Annotated in this window: 17 protein-coding genes; 10 read left to right on the top strand and 7 right to left on the bottom strand. The window is 69.1% G+C overall.

The window, feature by feature from the left end; all coding sequences use genetic code 11:
- Positions 1–222 precede the first annotated feature (222 nt).
- The 9 genes from rpmH to LN251_RS14135 all read left to right on the top strand — a co-directional run bounded on the left by rpmH (position 223) and on the right by LN251_RS14135 (position 7,201).
- Positions 223–360 carry a 50S ribosomal protein L34 gene (gene rpmH / locus LN251_RS14175; protein ID WP_015659252.1) on the top strand — a complete coding sequence of 46 codons (138 nt, stop codon included), beginning with the start codon at positions 223–225 and terminating at the stop codon, positions 358–360.
- Between the two features lie 21 nt (positions 361–381).
- Positions 382–753: a ribonuclease P protein component gene (rnpA, locus tag LN251_RS14170; RefSeq protein ID WP_142153595.1), complete on the top strand. Its 372-nt coding sequence runs from the start codon at positions 382–384 to the stop codon at positions 751–753.
- Positions 750–1,127, top strand: a complete 378-nt coding sequence (gene yidD, locus LN251_RS14165; RefSeq protein WP_458244746.1) for a membrane protein insertion efficiency factor YidD — start codon at positions 750–752, stop codon at positions 1,125–1,127. The genes rnpA and yidD overlap by 4 nt, the downstream gene beginning before the upstream one ends.
- 3 nt (positions 1,128–1,130) lie before the next feature.
- On the top strand, positions 1,131–2,423 hold the full coding sequence (gene yidC / locus LN251_RS14160) for a membrane protein insertase YidC (RefSeq protein WP_458244745.1): 1,293 nt from the start codon (positions 1,131–1,133) through the stop codon (positions 2,421–2,423).
- 15 nt (positions 2,424–2,438) lie between these two features.
- Entirely contained in the window at positions 2,439–2,951 is a 513-nt protein-coding gene (locus LN251_RS14155; RefSeq protein WP_058924301.1) for a Jag family protein, read from the top strand.
- Between the two features lie 118 nt (positions 2,952–3,069).
- Entirely contained in the window at positions 3,070–3,786 is a 717-nt protein-coding gene (rsmG, locus tag LN251_RS14150; protein ID WP_458244744.1) for a 16S rRNA (guanine(527)-N(7))-methyltransferase RsmG, read from the top strand.
- Between the two features lie 303 nt (positions 3,787–4,089).
- Positions 4,090–5,163, top strand: a complete 1,074-nt coding sequence (locus tag LN251_RS14145) for a ParA family protein (protein ID WP_458246720.1) — start codon at positions 4,090–4,092, stop codon at positions 5,161–5,163.
- Positions 5,160–6,260, top strand: a complete 1,101-nt coding sequence (locus LN251_RS14140) for a ParB/RepB/Spo0J family partition protein (RefSeq protein WP_458244743.1) — start codon at positions 5,160–5,162, stop codon at positions 6,258–6,260. Before LN251_RS14145 ends, LN251_RS14140 begins: the two co-directional genes overlap by 4 nt.
- 323 nt (positions 6,261–6,583) lie before the next feature.
- Positions 6,584–7,201 carry a GNAT family N-acetyltransferase gene (locus tag LN251_RS14135; RefSeq protein WP_458244742.1) on the top strand — a complete coding sequence of 206 codons (618 nt, stop codon included), beginning with the start codon at positions 6,584–6,586 and terminating at the stop codon, positions 7,199–7,201.
- Positions 7,202–7,266: 65 nt separating this feature from the next.
- Here the strand turns inward: LN251_RS14135 and trxA are convergent, their stop codons facing one another.
- From trxA to LN251_RS14100, 7 genes are all read right to left on the bottom strand, one after another.
- A complete protein-coding gene (trxA, locus tag LN251_RS14130) occupies positions 7,267–7,596 on the bottom strand; it encodes a thioredoxin (protein WP_058924306.1) in 330 nt (109 codons plus the stop codon).
- A gap of 50 nt (positions 7,597–7,646) precedes the next feature.
- Positions 7,647–8,615, bottom strand: coding sequence for a thioredoxin-disulfide reductase (trxB, locus tag LN251_RS14125; RefSeq protein ID WP_383668196.1), 969 nt, complete (start codon positions 8,613–8,615; stop codon positions 7,647–7,649).
- Between the two features lie 193 nt (positions 8,616–8,808).
- A complete protein-coding gene (locus LN251_RS14120) occupies positions 8,809–9,732 on the bottom strand; it encodes an anti-sigma factor family protein (protein ID WP_458244741.1) in 924 nt (307 codons plus the stop codon).
- Entirely contained in the window at positions 9,729–10,454 is a 726-nt protein-coding gene (sigM, locus tag LN251_RS14115) for an RNA polymerase sigma factor SigM (protein WP_458244740.1), read from the bottom strand. The genes LN251_RS14120 and sigM overlap by 4 nt, the downstream gene beginning before the upstream one ends.
- A 23-nt stretch (positions 10,455–10,477) precedes the next feature.
- Positions 10,478–12,199, bottom strand: coding sequence for a serine/threonine protein kinase (locus LN251_RS14110; RefSeq protein ID WP_458244739.1), 1,722 nt, complete (start codon positions 12,197–12,199; stop codon positions 10,478–10,480).
- A 138-nt stretch (positions 12,200–12,337) separates the two neighbouring features.
- Positions 12,338–14,653, bottom strand: a complete 2,316-nt coding sequence (gene murJ / locus LN251_RS14105) for a murein biosynthesis integral membrane protein MurJ (protein ID WP_458244738.1) — start codon at positions 14,651–14,653, stop codon at positions 12,338–12,340.
- A 45-nt stretch (positions 14,654–14,698) separates the two neighbouring features.
- The gene (locus tag LN251_RS14100) at positions 14,699–17,077 is read right to left on the bottom strand and encodes a DUF6049 family protein (RefSeq protein WP_458244737.1); all 2,379 of its coding nucleotides are present in this window, start codon (positions 17,075–17,077) and stop codon (positions 14,699–14,701) included.
- Positions 17,078–17,345: 268 nt separating this feature from the next.
- Here LN251_RS14100 and LN251_RS14095 point away from each other — a divergent pair, with 268 nt between their 5' ends.
- Complete coding sequence (locus LN251_RS14095) at positions 17,346–18,788, top strand: CCA tRNA nucleotidyltransferase (protein ID WP_458244736.1); 1,443 nt, start codon at positions 17,346–17,348, stop codon at positions 18,786–18,788.
- The last annotated feature ends 70 nt before the right edge of the window (positions 18,789–18,858 follow it).

Genomic DNA, 18,858 nt, shown 5'->3' with positions numbered 1-18,858 from the left:
TAGTGTCTCTCCGTGATCCTTGGTTTGACCGGATGGCGTAGCCGCGCGTACCGTAACCAGGTCGAGTTGTCGATGGCTGCTGCCGCCTGCCTCCGAAGGGCACAGATCGCGTCAGGTGATCGGGAAGCGGTGCACTCGGGCGTAACTGCGAGCTACTCGTGGGCGCACGGTGACAGCCAGCACGGCACCCGCAACCACCGATTTGATTTCTGGAGCCCCCGAGTGAGCAAGCGCACCTTCCAGCCGAACAACCGTCGTCGCGCCAAGACCCACGGCTTCCGCCTGCGCATGCGGACCCGTGCCGGCCGCGCCATTCTCGCGAACCGTCGCGCCAAGGGTCGCGCCAGCCTGTCCGCCTGATCCCGGTCAGGTCATGCCGTCGTGCTGCCCACCGAGAACCGGCTGAGGCGGCGCGAGGACTTCGCGACCGCGGTACGACGAGGGCGCCGGGCCGGACGCCCGTCCCTCGTCGTCCATCTACGCAGCGGTGCCACGGACCCGCACGCGCCTGGGGAGAGCGCTCCCCCGACGCGTGCGGGTTTCGTCGTGAGCAAGGCCGTGGGCGGAGCGGTCGTACGCAACAAGGTCAAGCGCAGACTGCGTCATCTGATGCGCGAGCGGGTGGCTCTCCTGCCCCCCGGTAGCCTGGTAGTCGTACGAGCGTTGCCCGGCGCGGGCGATGCCGACCATGCACAACTGGCCCGAGACCTGGATGCCGCCATCGAGCGGCTGCTGGGAGGGGGCGCGCGATGAAGTACCCACTGCTGGCTCTGATCAAGCTGTACCAGTGGACGATCAGTCCGCTGCTCGGGCCGGTGTGCAAGTACTACCCGTCGTGTTCCCACTACGGCTACACGGCCATCGACCGGCACGGCGCGATCAAGGGCACGGCGCTCACCGGCTGGCGCATCCTGCGGTGCAATCCGTGGTCGCTGGGCGGTGTGGACCATGTGCCGCCCCGCAAGCGTCCGCGATGGCACGAAATGCTGCGTGACGCCTGGCGTGCACGCAGGGGCGGGTCCTCCGCCGCCGCAACGGCCCCCGAAGAGAATCCTGTTTCGAGCACCGAAGAGAATCCTCCTTCGAGCCCGGCCGCAGAGACCTCGTCCCATGCCCAAGGAGCATGATTAGTGGACACGATTGCCAGCCTCTTCAGCTTCATCACGACACCCGTCTCATGGGTCATCGTCCAGTTCCACTCCGTCTACGGGAAGATCTTCGGTCCCGATACGGGCTGGGCCTGGGGCCTGTCCATCGTGTCCCTGGTGATCCTGATCCGTATCTGCCTGATCCCGCTCTTCGTGAAGCAGATCAAGGCCACTCGGGCGATGCAGACGCTCCAGCCCGAGATGAAGAAGATCCAGGAGCGCTACAAGAACGACAAGCAGCGCCAGTCCGAAGAGATGATGAAGCTGTACAAGGAGACGGGTACCAACCCGCTCTCCTCGTGCCTTCCCATCCTGGCGCAGTCGCCGTTCTTCTTCGCCCTGTACCACGTGCTCAACGGCATCGCGACGGGCTCCACGATCGGCGTCATCAACGAGTCGCTGCTCGCCAGCGCCCGTAAGGCGCACATCTTCGGCGCCCCGCTGGCGGCGAAGTTCACCGACAGCTCGGCGAAGGTCGAGTCGCTCGGCGCCTCCCTGACCGACGTCCGCGTCGTCACCGCGATCATGATCGTCATGATGTCGGCGTCGCAGTTCTACACGCAGCGCCAGCTGATGACGAAGAACGTCGACACCACGGTCAAGACGCCGTTCATGCAGCAGCAGAAGATGCTGATGTACGTCTTCCCGGTCATGTTCGCCGTCTTCGGCATCAACTTCCCGGTCGGTGTCCTCGTCTACTGGCTGACCACCAACGTGTGGACCATGGGCCAGCAGATGTACGTCATCCACAACAACCCGACCCCGGGTTCCAAGGCTCAGGCCGCCTACCTGGAGCGTCTGGCCAAGCACGTCACGCACCACGGCAAGGTCCGCCGGCGCAGCGAGAAGACCATCGTCAAGGCGATCGTCGCCAAGGGCCGCGACCGCAACGAGTTCGAGCGCAAGTTCATCAACGGTCTGAGCAAGGCCGGCCTCGCCGCCCAGACGGACGGCACCGTGGTGAAGAGCGACGCGGCCGTGGTCACGCAGACCGAGGACGGTACGCCGACCACCGGCACCGCCGCCCCCAAGCGCCAGCAGCCCAAGCGTCAGACCAAGGCCCAGCGTCAGTCCGGCACGACCAAGCCGGGTGATTCCGGACCGACCACGTCGCTGAGCAAGTCCGACGAGCCCGAGGACGCCAAGCCCGAGGACGCCAAGCCTGCCGCCGCTGCCAAGAAGGCCGCCTCGCAGACCGGCAGCGGCACCCGCAGCAAGGCCCAGTCCGGGCAGCGCAAGGGCCCGCAGCGCCCCAAGTCCCCGTCCAAGAAGTAAGAAGGAGCCCATCCCGTGACGGAAGGCACCACCTCCGCCGCTGCCGAGGGTGCAGACACCCTGACCCGCCTGGAGCAGGAGGGCGAGATCGCGGCGGACTACCTCGAGGGTCTGCTGGACATCGCCGATCTCGACGGCGACATCGACATGGACGTCGAGGCCGACCGCGCCGCTGTCTCGATCATCAGCGACACGGGGAGCCGAGACCTGCAGAAGCTGGTCGGCCGTGACGGTGAGGTGCTGGAGGCGCTTCAGGAGCTCACGCGCCTGGCCGTGCACCGGGAGACCGGCGACCGCAGCCGCCTGATGCTGGACATCGCCGGCTATCGCGCCAAGAAGCGCGCCGAGCTCTCCGAGCTGGGTGCCAAGGCCGCGGCCGACGTCAAGAACACCGGTGAGCCGGTGAAGATGAAGCCGATGACGCCGTTCGAGCGCAAGGTCGTGCACGACGCGGTCAAGGCCGCGGGCCTGCGCAGCGAGTCCGAGGGCGAGGAGCCGCAGCGCTTCGTCGTCGTCCTTCCCGCCTGATCGGTCCGTACGTTCCTCCGGCCCCGTCTGTAGCGCAGACGGGGCCGGACTTTGTCAGCCTGGTAGTTCTGGTGGTCGGCGCTCGGATGCGTCGATGCGGTACGGAAGGACGGTCCCCGTGACGGAGGCAGCGGAGCTCCCCCCTGCGCCCGAGCAGGCGCGTGAGGTGTTCGGTGATCGCTTCGCGGACGCGGTTCGCTACGCGGAGCTGCTCGCCGAGGCGGGTGTGCAGCGCGGTCTCATCGGCCCACGCGAAGTGCCCCGCCTGTGGGAGCGGCACCTGCTGAACTGCGCGGTGCTCTCGGAGGTCGTGCCCGAGGGCGTGACCGTGTGCGACGTGGGCTCGGGTGCCGGTCTGCCCGGTATCCCCCTGGCGCTCGTCCGGGAGGACCTGAAGATCACGTTGCTGGAGCCCCTGCTGCGGCGCACGAACTTCCTCACCGAGGTCGTGGAGCTGCTGGGTCTCGACCATGTGACGGTCATGCGGGGCCGGGCCGAGGAGGTCATGGGCAAGCTGCCGTCGGTGCACGTGGTGACCGCGCGGGCCGTGGCGCCGCTGGACCGCCTGGCCGCATGGGGCATTCCGCTGCTGCGTCCGTACGGAGAGATGCTGGCGCTCAAGGGGGACACCGCCGAGGAGGAGCTGAAGGCCGCCGGCACGGCCCTGAGCAAGCTCGGTGCTGTGGAGACGTCGATCCTGCACGTCGGTGAGGGGGTCGTGGATCCCCTGTCCACGGTGGTGCGGGTGGAGGTCGGCGAGAGCCCGGGCGGCGTGCGTTTCGCGGCCAAGCGAGCCAAGGCGGCTCGAACGGGCAGGACTCGTCGGCGTCGTTGATCTCGCCGACGTCGGCTCATTCGGCGTCGGCCTGATCCGTCCTGCCGACGAGACGTACTCCACACAAGCTGCCCAACCGATGCATGCCGGAGTGTCGCGGCAGTTCGACCCTCGTTGCGCTGCATCGTGTTTCACGTGAAACGTCGCTCACTGCTGCACGGCATCATCAGCCGGGGCCGCGCTGCGGCCGAACCCCGTGACCGCAACAAGCCCCTTGGTTCACTCGATGAGGGAACCGAGTTGTCCACAGAGGTGGATTTCTCCACAGAACCCCAGGCCTCACTGGTTCGCGACCCCGAAGACATGGGAGGCTCTGTTCATTGCGAGCCTGAAGTCGAGGAGAGTGAATCCTTGCGGTCCGACGCCAACATCGCGGGACCGATGACCGATCCGGTCCCCGGTCCCCGTACCGAGTCGATGGGGGAGGATGTTTCACGTGAAACACCGCCCCCGATGGACGACACTCCGATCGGTCGTGCTGCCCAACTGGCCGTGGAGGCTCTGAGTCGCGCGGGCGAGGGCCTTCCGAGGCCCGAGCAGACCCGTGTCATCGTGGTCGCCAACCAGAAGGGTGGCGTGGGCAAGACGACGACGACGGTCAACCTCGCCGCCTCGCTGGCCGTCCACGGAGGCCGGGTTCTCGTGATCGACCTCGACCCGCAGGGCAACGCGTCCACGGCCCTGGGGATCGACCACCACGCCGAAGTGCCGTCCATCTACGACGTTCTGATCGACAGCAAGCCGTTGGCCGATGTCGTCCAGCCCGTCCCGGATGTCGAGGGGCTCTTCTGCGCGCCCGCCACGATCGATCTCGCCGGTGCCGAGATCGAGCTGGTGTCCCTGGTGGCACGTGAGAGCAGACTCCAGCGCGCGATCCAGGCCTACGAGCACCCTCTGGACTACATCCTCATCGACTGCCCGCCCTCCCTCGGTCTGCTGACGGTCAACGCGTTGGTCGCCGGCGCGGAGGTCCTCATCCCGATCCAGTGCGAGTACTACGCACTGGAGGGCCTGGGCCAGCTGCTGCGCAACGTCGACCTGGTGCGGGGGCACCTCAACCCCGACCTGCACGTATCGACGATCCTGCTCACCATGTACGACGGCCGGACGCGGCTCGCGTCGCAGGTCGCGGAAGAGGTGCGCACCCACTTCGGCGACGAGGTGCTGCGGACGAGCATTCCCCGCTCGGTCCGTATCTCCGAGGCGCCGAGCTACGGACAGACAGTGCTGACCTACGATCCGGGGTCCAGCGGTGCGTTGTCCTATCTTGAGGCGGCACGAGAAATCGCGCTGAAGGGTGTCGGTGTCAGTTACGACCCGACGCAGGCCCATATCGGCGCCCAGAGCAACCCGAGCATGGTGGAGGGTATTCAGTGAGCGAGCGACGGAGGGGTTTGGGCCGTGGACTCGGCGCACTGATCCCCGCTGCCCCGACGGAGAAGACGCCGGCTTCGGCCGCGGTGGGAGGCGCGGGTGCCGCGTCCTCGTCGTCGGTACCAGTGCTGACGACCGACCGCGGAGTGGCCGCGGCGAAGGTGACAACGCTGCCGCCGGTTTCCCATGAAACCGAGCTGCCGTCGGTGAACGGTGTCGAGGACATTCCCGCGGCCCCGGTGGGGGCTCACTTCGCGGAACTCCCCCTCGACTCGATCACCCCCAACCCGCGCCAGCCCCGCGAGGTCTTCGACGAGGACGCGCTGCAGGAACTGGTCACCTCCATTCAGGAGGTCGGCCTTCTCCAGCCGGTCGTCGTCCGTCAGGTCGGATCCTCGCGCTACGAGCTCATCATGGGCGAGCGGCGCTGGCGGGCCAGCCGTGAGGCGGGTCTGGACGCCATCCCCGCGATCGTGCGGGCCACGGACGACGACAAGCTCCTCCTGGACGCCCTCCTGGAGAACCTGCACCGTGCGCAGCTGAACCCGCTGGAAGAGGCCGCTGCCTACGACCAGCTTTTGAAGGACTTCAACTGCACCCACGACCAGCTGGCCGACCGCATCGGCCGGTCCCGCCCGCAGGTGTCCAACACCCTGCGTCTGCTGAAGCTCTCGCCCGCCGTGCAGCGCCGGGTGGCCGCCGGGGTGCTGTCGGCCGGTCATGCGCGGGCCCTGCTGTCCGTCGAGGACTCGGAGGAGCAGGACCGGCTTGCTCACCGCATCGTCGCGGAGGGGCTCTCGGTGCGGGCCGTCGAGGAGATCGTGACCCTGATGGGGTCGCGTCCGCAGAGCGCTCAGCGGGCCAAGGGGCCACGAGCCGGCGGCCGGGTCTCCCCGGCGCTGACGGACCTTGCCACCCGGCTCTCGGACCGTTTCGAGACGCGGGTGAAGGTCGACCTGGGGCAGAAGAAGGGCAAGATCACCGTCGAGTTCGCGTCGATGGAGGACCTCGAGCGCATCCTCGGCACCCTCGCTCCCGGTGAGGGACCGGTCCTTCAGCAGGGCCTGCACGACGGCGACTCCGCGGAGCCGGAGGCGTAGAGAGGGTGGCCGCCCACCCGTCGGTGGGACGGTGACCGGCCCGGCGGGCCGTGTCCGGTGGTACCGGAACACGGCCCGCTCTTTGCTGTCGGTCGGTATCGATGCAATGGCATCGTGGATACGATGCGATCGGGTGTGGCGCATCCACCAGGCGACCTCTGAGGGGAGGCAGGGGCCATGGGCACGGTGAGCCGGACCGGATGGGTGAGCGCGGCCCTGGGGCTGGGGGCGGTCGGCGGCTTCGTCGGCAGCCTGCTGAGGGAACGGAGCTCTCTGACAGCCGCTCGCGACGCCGCGGGCGAAGGAAGCGAGGAACAGCCTTCATGGGGCGTCGGCTCGTACCGCTCACGCTGGACAACCTTCAGGACCTTCCCAACCGCTGCCGGTCTTGCGTCTTCTGGGAACTCGACCCGGTCAGCGGAGAGGCCGCGGTAAGGGCCGGTACGGCCGCCCTGGAGAAGGAGGCGTGGATCTCCGCCGTCCTGCTCGACTGGGGATCCTGCGGCCGGGTCGTCTACGTCGATGACGTGCCGGCGGGTTTCGTGCTCTACGCCCCACCCGCCTATGTGCCCCGCTCCACGGCGTTCCCCACCAGCCCTGTGTCACCCGACGCGGTCCAGCTGATCACCGCGTCCATCATGCCCGGCTATCAGGGACAAGGGCTGGGGCGCGTCATGGTGCAGACGGTCGCCAAGGACCTCCTGCGCCGCGGCTTCAAGGCGATCGAAGCCTTCGGAGACGCCCGGTGGAAGGAACCCGCCTGCGTTCTGCCGGCCGACCATCTCCTAGCCGTGGGCTTCAAGACGGTGCGACCGCACCCCGCCAACCCGCGCCTGCGGCTGGAGCTACGGACGACGCTCTCCTGGAAGGAAGACGTGGAGATGGCGCTCGACCGGCTGCTGGGAGCCGTACAGAAGGAACCCGCTCTCCGACCCCTGTGAGCGGTTCTCTGCAACGCGAAGGGGCCGACCCAGACGGGTCGGCCCCTGATGTTTCACGTGAAACGTCACTCGGCGATGAAGTCCTCGAGGTCACGGACGATCGCGGCCTTCGGCTTGGCACCGACGATGGTCTTGGCGACCTCGCCACCCTGGTAGACGTTCAGCGTCGGGATGGACATGACGCCGTACTTGGCAGCCGTACCCGGGTTCTCGTCGATGTTGAGCTTGACGACCTCGATCTTGTCGCCGTACTCCTTGGCGATCGCCTCGAGCGACGGAGCGATCTGGCGGCACGGGCCGCACCAGGCGGCCCAGAAGTCCACCAGGACGGGCTTGTCGCTCTTGAGGACGTCCTGCTCGAAGGAGTCGTCGGTCACGTTCTTCAGGTCGGCCACGGCGGGGGCTCCTTTTACTGGTGTGCGGTGGGGCGGGTGGACGGGGAGGATCAGACAGCGGTCTTCTCGGGCTCGGCCTGCTCCTCGTCCGCGAGGGCGGCGAGGAAGCGCTCGGCGTCGAGAGCGGAGGAGCAGCCGGTGCCGGCCGCGGTGATCGCCTGGCGGTAGGTGTGGTCGACGACGTCACCGGCGGCGAACACACCGGTCACGTTGGTGCGGGTCGAGGGGGCGGCGACCTTCAGGTAGCCCTCCTCGTCCAGGTCGAGCTGGCCCTTGAAGAGTTCGGTGCGCGGGTCGTGGCCGATCGCGATGAACAGGCCGGTGACCGCCAGGTCGCTCAGCTCGCCGGTCTTGAGGTTGCGCAGCTTCAGCCCCGACAGCTTCTGCTCGCCCTGGATCTCGGCGACCTCGCTGTCCCACACGAACTTGATCTTCGGGTCGGCGAAGGCGCGCTCCTGCATCGCCTTGGAGGCACGCAGGGTGTCGCGGCGGTGGACGATCGTCACGGACTTGGCGAAGCGGGAGAGGAAGGTGGCCTCCTCCATCGCGGTGTCGCCGCCGCCGATCACGGCGATGTCCTGGTCCTTGAAGAAGAACCCGTCACAGGTGGCGCACCAGGAGACACCGCGGCCGGAGAGCGCGTCCTCGTTCGGCAGGCCCAGCTTGCGGTGCTGCGAGCCGGTGGTGACGATGACGGCCTTCGCCTTGTGCACGGTGCCGGCGGTGTCCGTGACGGTCTTGATGTCGCCGGTCAGGTCGACGGAGACGACGTCGTCGGGGACGAGCTCGGCGCCGAAACGCTCGGCCTGGGCGCGCATGTTGTCCATGAGCTCGGGGCCCATGATGCCGTCCTGGAAGCCGGGGAAGTTCTCCACCTCGGTGGTGTTCATGAGCGCACCGCCGGCGGTGACTGCGCCCTCGAAGACCAGCGGCTTCAGCGACGCGCGCGCGGTGTAGAGCGCCGCCGTGTAGCCGGCGGGCCCGGAGCCGATGATGATCACGTTACGGACGTCGCTCACGGCTTGTTTCCTCGTCTCTGGACTGCGTCGTCGGACCGGATGGAAGCCCCTCTCAGAGCTCTCACCCCACCCAACGGATCCTAAGGGGCGTGCATTCCCGCTGTGTCCGGGCACACGGAGCGGCGGACAGGGGCGTGCTCCGGAGATGCCTCCGTGCCGGCTGCCACGCGGGGCGGAGTCGAAGCGTCGGCCGCTACGGCTTGGCGTAGGAGTGCGTCAGGAGAACCTTGGCCTTGACCGACGACGGGTGGGCCACGCAGGACGTCTCCACCAGGTAGGCGTTCACCTTGTTGCTGTCGGACGGGTCGGAGAGCACCACCAGCAGGACGTCGGCACCCTTGTACACGCCCTTCTCGGTCGCCAGTGCCGCGTCGTTGCGTCCGATGCCCTTCAGGACGCACGGGGGAACCGCGAGGGACCGGTCCAGCTTCGGCGACATGATGCTGGGGCCGCCCTGGACGCCGACGCTGTGGTGCGGGGCGATGGAGCCCCGCCCGGAGTCGCTGCCCTTGGAGAGAAGGTCCGAGACCTGGCGGCCCAGCTTCTTGTCGGAGAAGGTGTCCGCCGCGGTGGTCTGCCGACCGGACTCCCCGCTCGGCTTGCCGTCGTCGAACGTGGCGACCAGAACCGAACCGAGCCCGAGAGCGGCGACACCGAAGACGCCGCCGAGGACGGCGATCCTGCGACGCCCGCCTCGCTTGCGGTCCTTGCGGCCCGGCCCCGTCGACGACGAGCGTGCGTGACCGGACGGGCGGTCGGCAGCCACCGATGTTTCACGTGAAACATGAGCGCTCTCGTCCACGCCGGTGATCGCGTGGGACGCGCCGACGGACGACGAGAAGTCCCGCGTTTCGGGCGACGTGGCGTTCAGCAGTGCCTCGGCGGCGAGTGCGGCGTCGATGCGCCCGGCGACATCGGCGGGCATGCGGGTGGGACCGGGCAGCGTGCCGAGCAGCCCCCGGATCTCCTCCAGCGAGACATACACGTCCGTACAGAGCTCGCACTCGTCCAGGTGCTGCCGGATGTCCGCGGTCCGGGACGGCGGGAGCAGACCCTCGGCGAGGTCGGAGATCTCGGCGACGTCCGGGTGCCCGGCCATGTCCGTCGTGGAAGTCACGCTCGCCCACCTCCGCCCTTCACAGCAGCTGGATCACTCGGTCCGGTGTCACGGGGACCGACAGTCGGTGGTCCCGCTGCCGGTGGGACGGATGTCCCCTGAGTCCGGTTCCGCTCCTCGCCCCGTTCCTTTCCGCCACCGGCGCTTTCCGGTCGCAGATGAGTGAGGAGCGGCAGGAGTCTGGCTCGGCCGCGGGCGCAGCGGCTCTTCACCGTGCCGGTGGGGACATCGAGGACACGGGCCGCCTCGGCGACCGGGTACCCCTGCATGTCCACGAGGACGAGGGCGGCACGCTGGTCGGGCGGCAGAGTGCCGAGGGCCTCCAGCAGCTGACGGTGCAGATCGTTGCGCTCGGCCGGCGCCGAGGCCTCCTCGTGCGGCTCCAGCAGCTGCTCCAGCCGCTCGGTGTCGTCGACCGGGGAGGTCTTGCGGGAGGCCACCTTCCGGGCGCGGTCGAGACAGGCGTTCACCGTGATCCGGTGCAGCCAGGTCGTGACGGCCGACTGGCCGCGGAAGGTGTGGGCGGCCCGGTAGGCGGATACGAGGGCGTCCTGGACGGCGTCAGCGGCCTCCTCGCGGTCGCCCAGCGTGCGCAGGGCGACCGCCCATAGACGGTCACGGTGCCGCCGTACGAGCTCACCGAAGGCGTCCGGGTCGCCTTTCACATGGCGGGCCAGGAGATCCTGATCGCTCGCGTCGCCGTATGCGGTGTCATCTGCCATCGGACCCCCTCCCCCTGACGTGCTCAGCCGGTGAACTTCAGGTCGGTGATGGCCTGCTTGTAACCGGCGTTGCTGTAGGTGTCGCCCTGCGCGTAGGGAAGGGCGGTGAACCACACCAGCACGTACCGGCTCTTCACCGGCTTGGCGACCGTCACCTTGGCCGAGGTGCTCGTGGTCTTCAACGACCCCAGTTTCGTCATCGACGTGATCGGAACCGACGAGCTCATGGAATCGGTGGCGTACAGCGTGACCGTCGTGTGGTTGCCGCCGAACAGAAGCCCTATCGACGCGCCGGAGACCTCCTGCTCGGAGCCGAGGTCGTAGACGATGCCGACGCCCGGCTTGAAGGCCGGGTTCATGTCCGGGCCGTCCTGGTAGCTGGCGGTGCGCCAGTACGTGGAGCTCTTGTCGTCGTACGTCTTCCCGACGTCGCCCGGGTGCTGGGCGTCGCCCTTGGCGACGTACTCCTGAGCGTTCTGGATCTTGAGGGTTCGGACCGGCTTGGCCTTGCCGCTGTTCTTGTCGTTGCCGTCGGTCGTCTGCGTCTTGTTGGTGTCGTCGTTCTTGCTGCCGTTGTCCATGAGGACCTCGGCGAGCTGCCAACTGCCAAGACCCAGCGCGGCGATGAGGAGCGCCGAGACGGCCCACTTCAGTGCCTTGCCGGTGCGGCTCTGCAGGGGCGCCGGAGGAGCCGGGACGGGCTGGGTGGCACCCGGGTGCGCCGCCGGCCGGCCGTACGTGCCCTGCTGGTACGTCGTGCGCTGGTACTCCGGCGGTGCGGTGAACGTCGGCTCCGGCGGACGGATGCGGGGCATCTCGCCGATCGCCTTCACCAGTTCCTCCGGCGTCGTGCACGCCGACTCGTGCCGGGAGGCGGTCGCCCCGTCGTTGGCGAGGGCCCGCATGGACAGCTCGGACAGGCCGCGGTGGACACCGGCCCGCACCTGGTCGGGCGCGATCAGGCCGACGTCCTTCGGTAGCCCCGACAGCCCGTAGGCGTCGCTCTCGTACGGCCAGCGCTGGGTGAGCGCCGCGTACAGCAGAGCGCCGACGGCCTCGGTGTCGGTGCGCTGCGGGGTCTCGGAACTGATGCCGCGCAGGGCGGCGTTGACGGCGAGTCCGCGGATGCGCCACTGGCCGCTCGACGTCCGCAGCACGGCGTTGGGATTCAGCCGCAGATGGGCCAGCCCCTCGCGGTGCGCCGCGGCCATGGCAGCGGCGATCTGGCTGACCATCTGGTACGCGTCGTACGGCTCCAGCGGCCCGGAGGCGAGGAGCGTGGTCATCTCGGTGGCGTCGGGCAGCCACTCGTGGACGACGTAGACGAGGTCGTTCTCCTCGACGGCGTCGAGGACCTGGACGAAGCGCGGGTCGCCGAGCAGCGCCGCGGACCGGGCGGCCGCGAGGACGGAACGTGCCCGCGCGTGGTCCGCGGGCAGGATGTGAACGCCGACGGCGCGACGCAGTTTCTCGTCGACGGCCCGCCAACTGCTGAATCCGTCCAGACGGGTGACGCACTCCTCGAGCCGGTACCGTCTGGCGAGCTTGTGCCCGCTGTGCAGCTCGGGCGTCGAGGCCTTCCCGGAACCCTCGGTCCCGCCACTCCCCTGTGCCTCGTCGATGTCCGTGTCCCGCTCCCGGTTCTGGGCCACCCCGTCGGCCGTGGACTGGTCCGCCTCCGCGGTCAGCGGCTTGTCGCCGCTGTTGTCTGCCACGTCGACGGCAGCCGTGCTCCGTTCCGCCACCGTCGTCCCTGCCTCCCCATCCATCGCGCGCCGACCGACTTCCGTGCGCGCCGTCCGACGCCGAAACCAATTGTGCCCACAGTCCGCCGCTATGCACGACACGCGGTGGCGGACGATGGTTGTGCGCGTACCCCCGCGTCAGCGCCCCAGACGCCCGCGGACCATGCCGACCAGTGAGTTCAGTTCCTCGATCCGCATCTTGCGGGCGGCGACGAAGAAGACTCCGAGGAGAACCGCCCCGCCGACCAGCATTGCCGCGAAGGATCCGACGACGCCCTGGCCGAGCGTGTGGCCGATCCCGTAGCAGACCGCGCCGCTGAGGGCGGCGGCCGGCACCGAGGCGATGCAGAGCCTGGCGTACGTCCGCAGCACGCGGGCGCCGTCCAGGTCGCCGCCCAGGCGCTTGCGCAGCCGGTTCCAGGCCACTCCCACGCCGATCGCGTAGGCCAAACCGTACGCGGCGGCCATGCCGGCCACGGCCCAGCGGGCCGGCAGCACGAAGTAACACAGCGCCGAGGCACCCGCGTTGACCGCGGCCACGATGACCGTGTTGTAGAAGGGCGTCCGGGTGTCCTCGTAGGCGTAGAAGGCGCGCAGGACGACGTACTGCACCGAGTACGGGATCAGGCCGAGGCCGAAGGCCATCAGCATGTAGCCCATGTTGGTGGCGGCGCCGGTGCCCGAGGTGCCGAAGATGAGCGTGCACATCGGGATGCCGAGAGCCAGGAAGCCGAAGGCGATCGGCACGATGGCCACGGCCGTGGTGCGCAGGCCCTGGGAGATGTCGTCGCGGACCGCGCCCCTGTCGCCCTCGGCCGCCGAACGCGAGATGCGCGGCAGCAGGGCCGCCATCAGGGACACGGTGATGATCGCCTGCGGAAGGCCCCAGATCAGCTGGGCGTTGGCGTAGGCGCTGAAGCCGGTGCCGGCGATGTTCGTGTCCTTCACGGCCGCCGTCGCCAGCTGCGTGACGACCAGGGCACCCGCCTGGTTGGCGAGGACGAACAGTACCGTCCACTTGGCGAGCATCGCGGCCTTGCCGAGGCCGTGGCCCTTCCAGTCGAAGCGCAGGCGCAGCCGGAACCCGGTCTCGCGCAGGTAGGGGATCATTGCCAGGGCCTGGACGACCAGTCCGAGGAGAACGCCGATCCCGAGGAGCCGCTGGCCCTCCGGCGGGATGCTCGTGACCGTGATGTTCGAGTGCGCGGACGTGCCGTACACCCAGAGGAACATGCCCAACGTCACGATGATGACGATGTTGTTGAGGACCGGCGTCCACATCATCGCGCCGAACTTGCCGCGGGCATTGAGGATCTGGCCCATCACCACATGAATGCCCATGAAGAAGATGGAGGGCAGGAAGTAGCGGGTGAAGGTGACGGCGACCTCGTTGGCCGCCGGATCGCCCGCGACCTTCACCGAGAGCACCCGCACCAGCACCGGCGCCGCGAGGACCGCGACCGCGGTGAGCGCCGCGAGAGCGACGATCACCAGCGTCAGCAGCCGGTTGGCGAAGGCCTCGCCACCGTCGTCGTCCTCCTTCATGGCCCGTACGAGCTGAGGCACGAAGACCGAGTTGAGACCGCCGCCGACGGTGAGGATGTAGATCATCGTCGGCAGCTGGTAGGCGACTTGGAAGGTGTCACCGAGAAGAGCCGTGCCCAGCGCGGAGACGATCAGCGCCGAGCGGACGAAGCCGGTGAGGCGGGAGACCATCGTGCCCGCCGCCATCACGGCGCTGGACTTGAGCAGACCGCCGGCCTTCCCGCCCTTCTTCGCGGCGGGGGCGGGCGCGGGGGCCTCGGGGGCCGCGACGGGCACGGCACCCAGGTTCAGCGTCTGGTCGGCCCCGGGGGTGGGGGCGAGGTTCATGGTCTGTTCGCCCGCGGGCGCCGGAGCCATCGGCTGCGCGTACTGCGCCGCCGGAGCCTGCCCACCGGGGGCGGCGGCAGGGCCAGGCACCGACGGAGGATCCGTCGGGCGCCCGCTGCCCTGCTGCTGGTCCCGGAAGAGGTGCGCGAACGCGTCCGGCTCGTGGCGCTCCTCGCCGGCCTCGGTCACCAGATCGTCGACGCCCACGTACTGGGCCGTGCGCCGGTTGTCGCCGTAGGGCAGGTACTGGGTCGCGCCGTCCGGCTCCGGAGCCGGGGTCTGAGCCCACACCTGCGGGTCCGGGGCGTACGCAGACTGGGGCGGGCGGCCGTACTGCGGCTGCTGCGGCTCGTACGTGCCGGGGGGCGGCGGGGGGTGCGCGGCGCGGTCGTAGAGGGCCTCGGCGACCGGGTCCTGGGCAGCGAGGTCCTGCGCCCGGTAGGGGTCCTGGTCGTAGGCGTCCTGCAGGTACGCGTCGGCGGGCGGCTGCGGCGGCACCTGGCCGGGCTCGGGCGGCGGGCCCTCGGGGTGCCCCGAGCTGCCCACGGCCTGGCCGCGGTCACCGTCGTACGGCGCGTTCATGGTTACCCCACCTCATCGTCCCGGGCCCACCGGCCACGACTTCGCTCAACGGTCCACTCTCTCACCCGTGGCGGAGGGGTCGGCGCTTTCCACTGCGGTGTCCGGTGTCGGGTCACTCGGCTGCTGCGGGTCGCCTGCCCGGGCATCGGTGCCGGACTCCTCCTGGAGACGAGCAGTGGGGGCCTCCGGGTTCTCCGGTTCCTCGTTCGCCTCGCCCGGCTCGTCGTCGGGCTCGTTCTCCCCGGCCTGGCGGGCGGCCCGCTTGCGCTGCGTGTACATACGGAAGCCGGCCAGGACCAGCAGGAGGAAGCCGCCGCCGATGACCAGCATGACGGTCGCCGTGAACTCGGTGACCTTGACGTCGAAGCTGACGGGGTCGCCGTACTTCTGACCGTCCTGCGTGTACAGCTGGGCGACCACGGTGGCCTGGCCGTTGGCCTTGGCCGTCGTGGTGAACTTCACCGTCTGGCTGTGTCCGCCGGAGACCGTGATCGGCTGCTCGTCGAAGGCGTAGTCGCCGATCTTGAGGCGGTTGGGGCTGGTCGAGGTGAGGCGCAGCACCAGGTGCTGGACGCCCTGCACCAGGTTGTTCCGGACGGTGACCGGGATCGTGGCGCTGCGTCCGGACAGCTTGGTGTCGGACTTGTCGATCAGTTCGACCTGACGGGTCAGCTCGCCGAGGTGGTTCTCCACACCGGTGCGGAAATCCTCCGCGGCATTCGCGCGACCTCGCCACGAGGTGGACATGTCGCGGTTCATGGCCCGCCCGAAGGGGGTCACCACGCGCGAGTCGTTGGTCAGGATCACCTTGAAGTTGTCGAGGGTCTCCTGCGTCCGCGCGATCTGCTCGAAGGCGGTGCGCGGCAGCTCCTGCCTGCGCAGCGAGGACGGATAGGCGGAGGTCGACGGCAGCCTGGTGGTGGCGCCCGGATCCGGCTTGGCCTTGGCGGCCGCGGAGAGCTCCTGGGTCCGCGACCAGTTCCCGCTCTGCAGGGCCGACAGCGCGTCCGCCATCGTCTGCGCCTGGGAAGTGGTGGGCATGCGCTGCGGTGCCACGACGATGCTGCGCTGCTTGTCCGACTGAGCGTTGAGCGCCAGGCTCTGGGCCAGGAACCGCTGCACGGCGAGCGTGGAGGAGGAAGCCGTCGTCAGATCGCCCTGGAAGGCCGTCGACAGCCGTGCGTCCGCGACGACCGCCGTGGTGCCGCCGCCGATCGGACGGGCCGCGGAGGGCGTGTAGGGCAGGCCGCCGGTCTCCTGGAGGCTGTCGCTGCGGACGATCACCTTGTCGGCGCCCGCCGAGGTGGCGACCTTGACGATCGACGGGTCGACGGCGCCGTCCACGGGCCAGGCGAAGTCCGTGGCGGGTGTCACGTGCAGCACGGTCCTGACCGTGGTGGCCGCCACGTCGGTGGCCTCGTTCAGGTGGTTCAGCGAGCCGGTGACACCGGTGCCGTTGTGCGCCAGGGACGCGAGGTCGGGGTCGGCGAAGGGCAGGGCGACGACCTCCTGGTCCGCCACCGCCTTCTGCAGCTCGTCGAGCCACCGTTTGGCGACCGCCTGGTGGGTCCCGACCGTGGTGGTCCCGTCCTCGTTCTTGATCTTGTAGCTGCGTGCCATCGCATCGACGGAGGCGATCAGGTCGGGGTCGAGCACCCAGGTGACGTCGAGCCCCTCGCCGATGGTCAGCATCTCGTCCAGGCGGCCGCCGGGGGAGATCTCCTTGGCGAGGTCGTCGTTGAGGAAGACCGGCGTCTGCTGGTCGTTCGGTCCTGTCTCGGCGGTCAGGTGGACGGTCGAGACGAGCGGCCACAGGAAGGTCGTCTTCGTCTTCGTGTCCGCCCCCTCGGCCTGCCAGGGGAGGAAGGTCCGCTGGACGCCGAGGGTCTGGACCCAGGGCTGGGCGGCGGTCTGCCCGGACAGCGCGACGGCGAACTGGTAGATCCCGTCACCACCGAGGTCGAGCTTGTCGACCGGCACCGAGATGCTGAAGTGCTCGGCGACTCCGGGTGTGAGCTTGGCGAACTTCTCGGCGTACTTGCCGCCGACCTCGGGGCCGCTCGCCCCCTGGACGCTGTCGCTGCTGCGGGCGATGTCGTCGATGCCCGAACGCGTGCTGACCTCGGGGCCCACCCGCAGCCCCACGTGGGCGCCGGTGACCGGCTGCTTGCCGTTGTTGGTCACCGTGCCGGAGACGGTGAGCGTGTCGCCGTCCGTGGGCGCGGAGGGACTGAGGGAGTCCAGGGCCACGGACACCGAGCCGGTGCCGGAGGCGTCCCGTGCAGAGGTCTGCGTGGCCGCCCCTGCGGGCAGCTGCAGCAGACCTGCCAGTAGGGGCGCTCCGGCGAGCAGTGCTCCGGAGCGCCGCAGCCACCGGCGGGCAGGTGAGGGAGTGGTCCCCTGGAAGTCTGCCGCTTCGGCCACGCGCTCGCCCGTCCCTCGTCGTCGTCAGTGGTCGTCGCAATGTGCGTCCACGCATGGTAACGATGCGCGCTGAGGGTAAGTGCCGCGGTCTGCTCCGCAAGATCGCCAGGGGGCGGCGGTACGTCCTATATGTTCCCGTATCAAGCAGCGCGGTGTCTTACCTCACGAGCACTGCTATTGAGCGGGTATGGCAGCAGACGCCCCGGCCGGCTTGTGCGCATTCAATGGAGGCGCCCCGGGCCCCCTTGGACACGTACTCTCTTCTGTTGTGCCGAACGCCAACGAAGACAACCCCCGTGCCCAGAGTGAGGTGCCGCCCCGCATGTCGAGTGAGCAGCTGTCGGTGGCCCCCGTCGCCGACGACCTCGCCCGTCGCTTCCAGGAGGCCGCGTTCTCGCTCGCCCTGGTCGGCGGCTCGGTCCGGGACGCGTTGCTCGGCCGGCTCGGCAACGACCTCGACTTCACGACCGACGCGCGGCCCGAGGACGTCCTGAAGATCGTCCGGCCCTGGGCGGATGCCGTCTGGGAGGTCGGCATCGCCTTCGGCACCGTCGGCGCGCAGAAGGACGGTTTCCAGATCGAGGTGACGACCTACCGGTCGGAGGCCTACGACCGGACGTCGCGCAAGCCCGAGGTGTCGTACGGCGACTCCATCGAGGAGGACCTCGTCCGGCGGGACTTCACGGTGAACGCGATGGCCCTCGCGCTCCCGGAGAAGACGTTCATCGACCCGCACGAGGGGCGCGCCGACCTGGCGAGGCGCCTGCTGCGCACGCCGGGCACCCCCGAGGCGTCGTTCTCCGACGACCCGCTGCGGATGATGCGGGCCGCACGGTTCGCCGCGCAGCTGGACTTCGAGGTGGCTCCCGAGGTCGTGACGGCCATGAAGGAGATGGCGGGACGCATCGAGATCGTCTCGGCCGAGCGGGTACGGGACGAGCTGAACAAGCTGATCCTCTCCGCGAACCCGCGCAAGGGCCTGACGCTGCTCGTCGACACCGGCCTCGCGGACCACGTGCTGCCCGAGCTCCCGGCCCTGCGGCTGGAGAGCGACGAGCACCACCGCCACAAGGACGTGTACGAGCACACGCTCATCGTCCTGGAACAGGCGATCGCCCTGGAGGAGGACGGACCCGACCTGACCCTGCGCCTGGCCGCGCTCCTGCACGACATCGGCAAGCCCCGCACGCGGCGGTTCGAGAAGGACGGACGGGTCTCGTTCCACCACCACGAGGTGGTCGGGGCGAAGATGACGAAGAAGCGGATGACCGCTCTCAAGTACTCCAACGAACTGGTGAAGGACGTCTCCCGTCTGGTCGAACTCCACCTCCGCTTCCACGGATACGGCACCGGCGAGTGGACGGACTCCGCCGTCCGGCGGTACGTCCGTGACGCCGGCCCGCTCCTCGGCCGCCTCCACAAGCTCACCCGCTCCGACTGCACGACCCGCAACAAGCGGAAGGCGACGGCGCTCTCCCGCGCCTACGACGGCTTGGAGGAGCGCATCGCCCAGCTCCAGGAGCAGGAGGAACTGGACGCGATCCGCCCGGACCTCGACGGCAACCAGATCATGCAGATCCTCGGAGTCGAACCCGGTCCCGTCATCGGCCAGGCGTACAAGCACATGCTGGAACTGCGCCTGGAAAACGGCCCCATGGACGAGGAGACCGCCACACGGGCGCTCAAGGAGTGGTGGGCCGAGCAGAGCTGAGGCCACGAAAACGGGGTCATGTTTCACGTGAAACATGACCCCGGGGATGTGCCGAGGGGCGGTGTTTCAC

It is taken from the genome of Streptomyces sp. MAI_2237 (assembly GCF_054189285.1).
Note: the sequence above shows the minus strand (reverse complement) of the source record. Positions and strands in the feature narration are given on the sequence as shown.

Excerpts from the sequence above, each read along its gene's own strand:
- murJ (WP_458244738.1), bottom strand. The coding sequence starts at position 14,653 with ATGAACGCGCCGTACGACGGTGACCGCGGCCAGGCCGTGGGCAGCTCG.
- LN251_RS14135 (WP_458244742.1), top strand. The coding sequence starts at position 6,584 with ATGGGGCGTCGGCTCGTACCGCTCACGCTGGACAACCTTCAGGACCTT.
- sigM (WP_458244740.1), bottom strand. The coding sequence starts at position 10,454 with ATGGCAGATGACACCGCATACGGCGACGCGAGCGATCAGGATCTCCTG.
- LN251_RS14145 (WP_458246720.1), top strand. The coding sequence starts at position 4,090 with ATGGGAGGCTCTGTTCATTGCGAGCCTGAAGTCGAGGAGAGTGAATCC.
- yidD (WP_458244746.1), top strand. The coding sequence starts at position 750 with ATGAAGTACCCACTGCTGGCTCTGATCAAGCTGTACCAGTGGACGATC.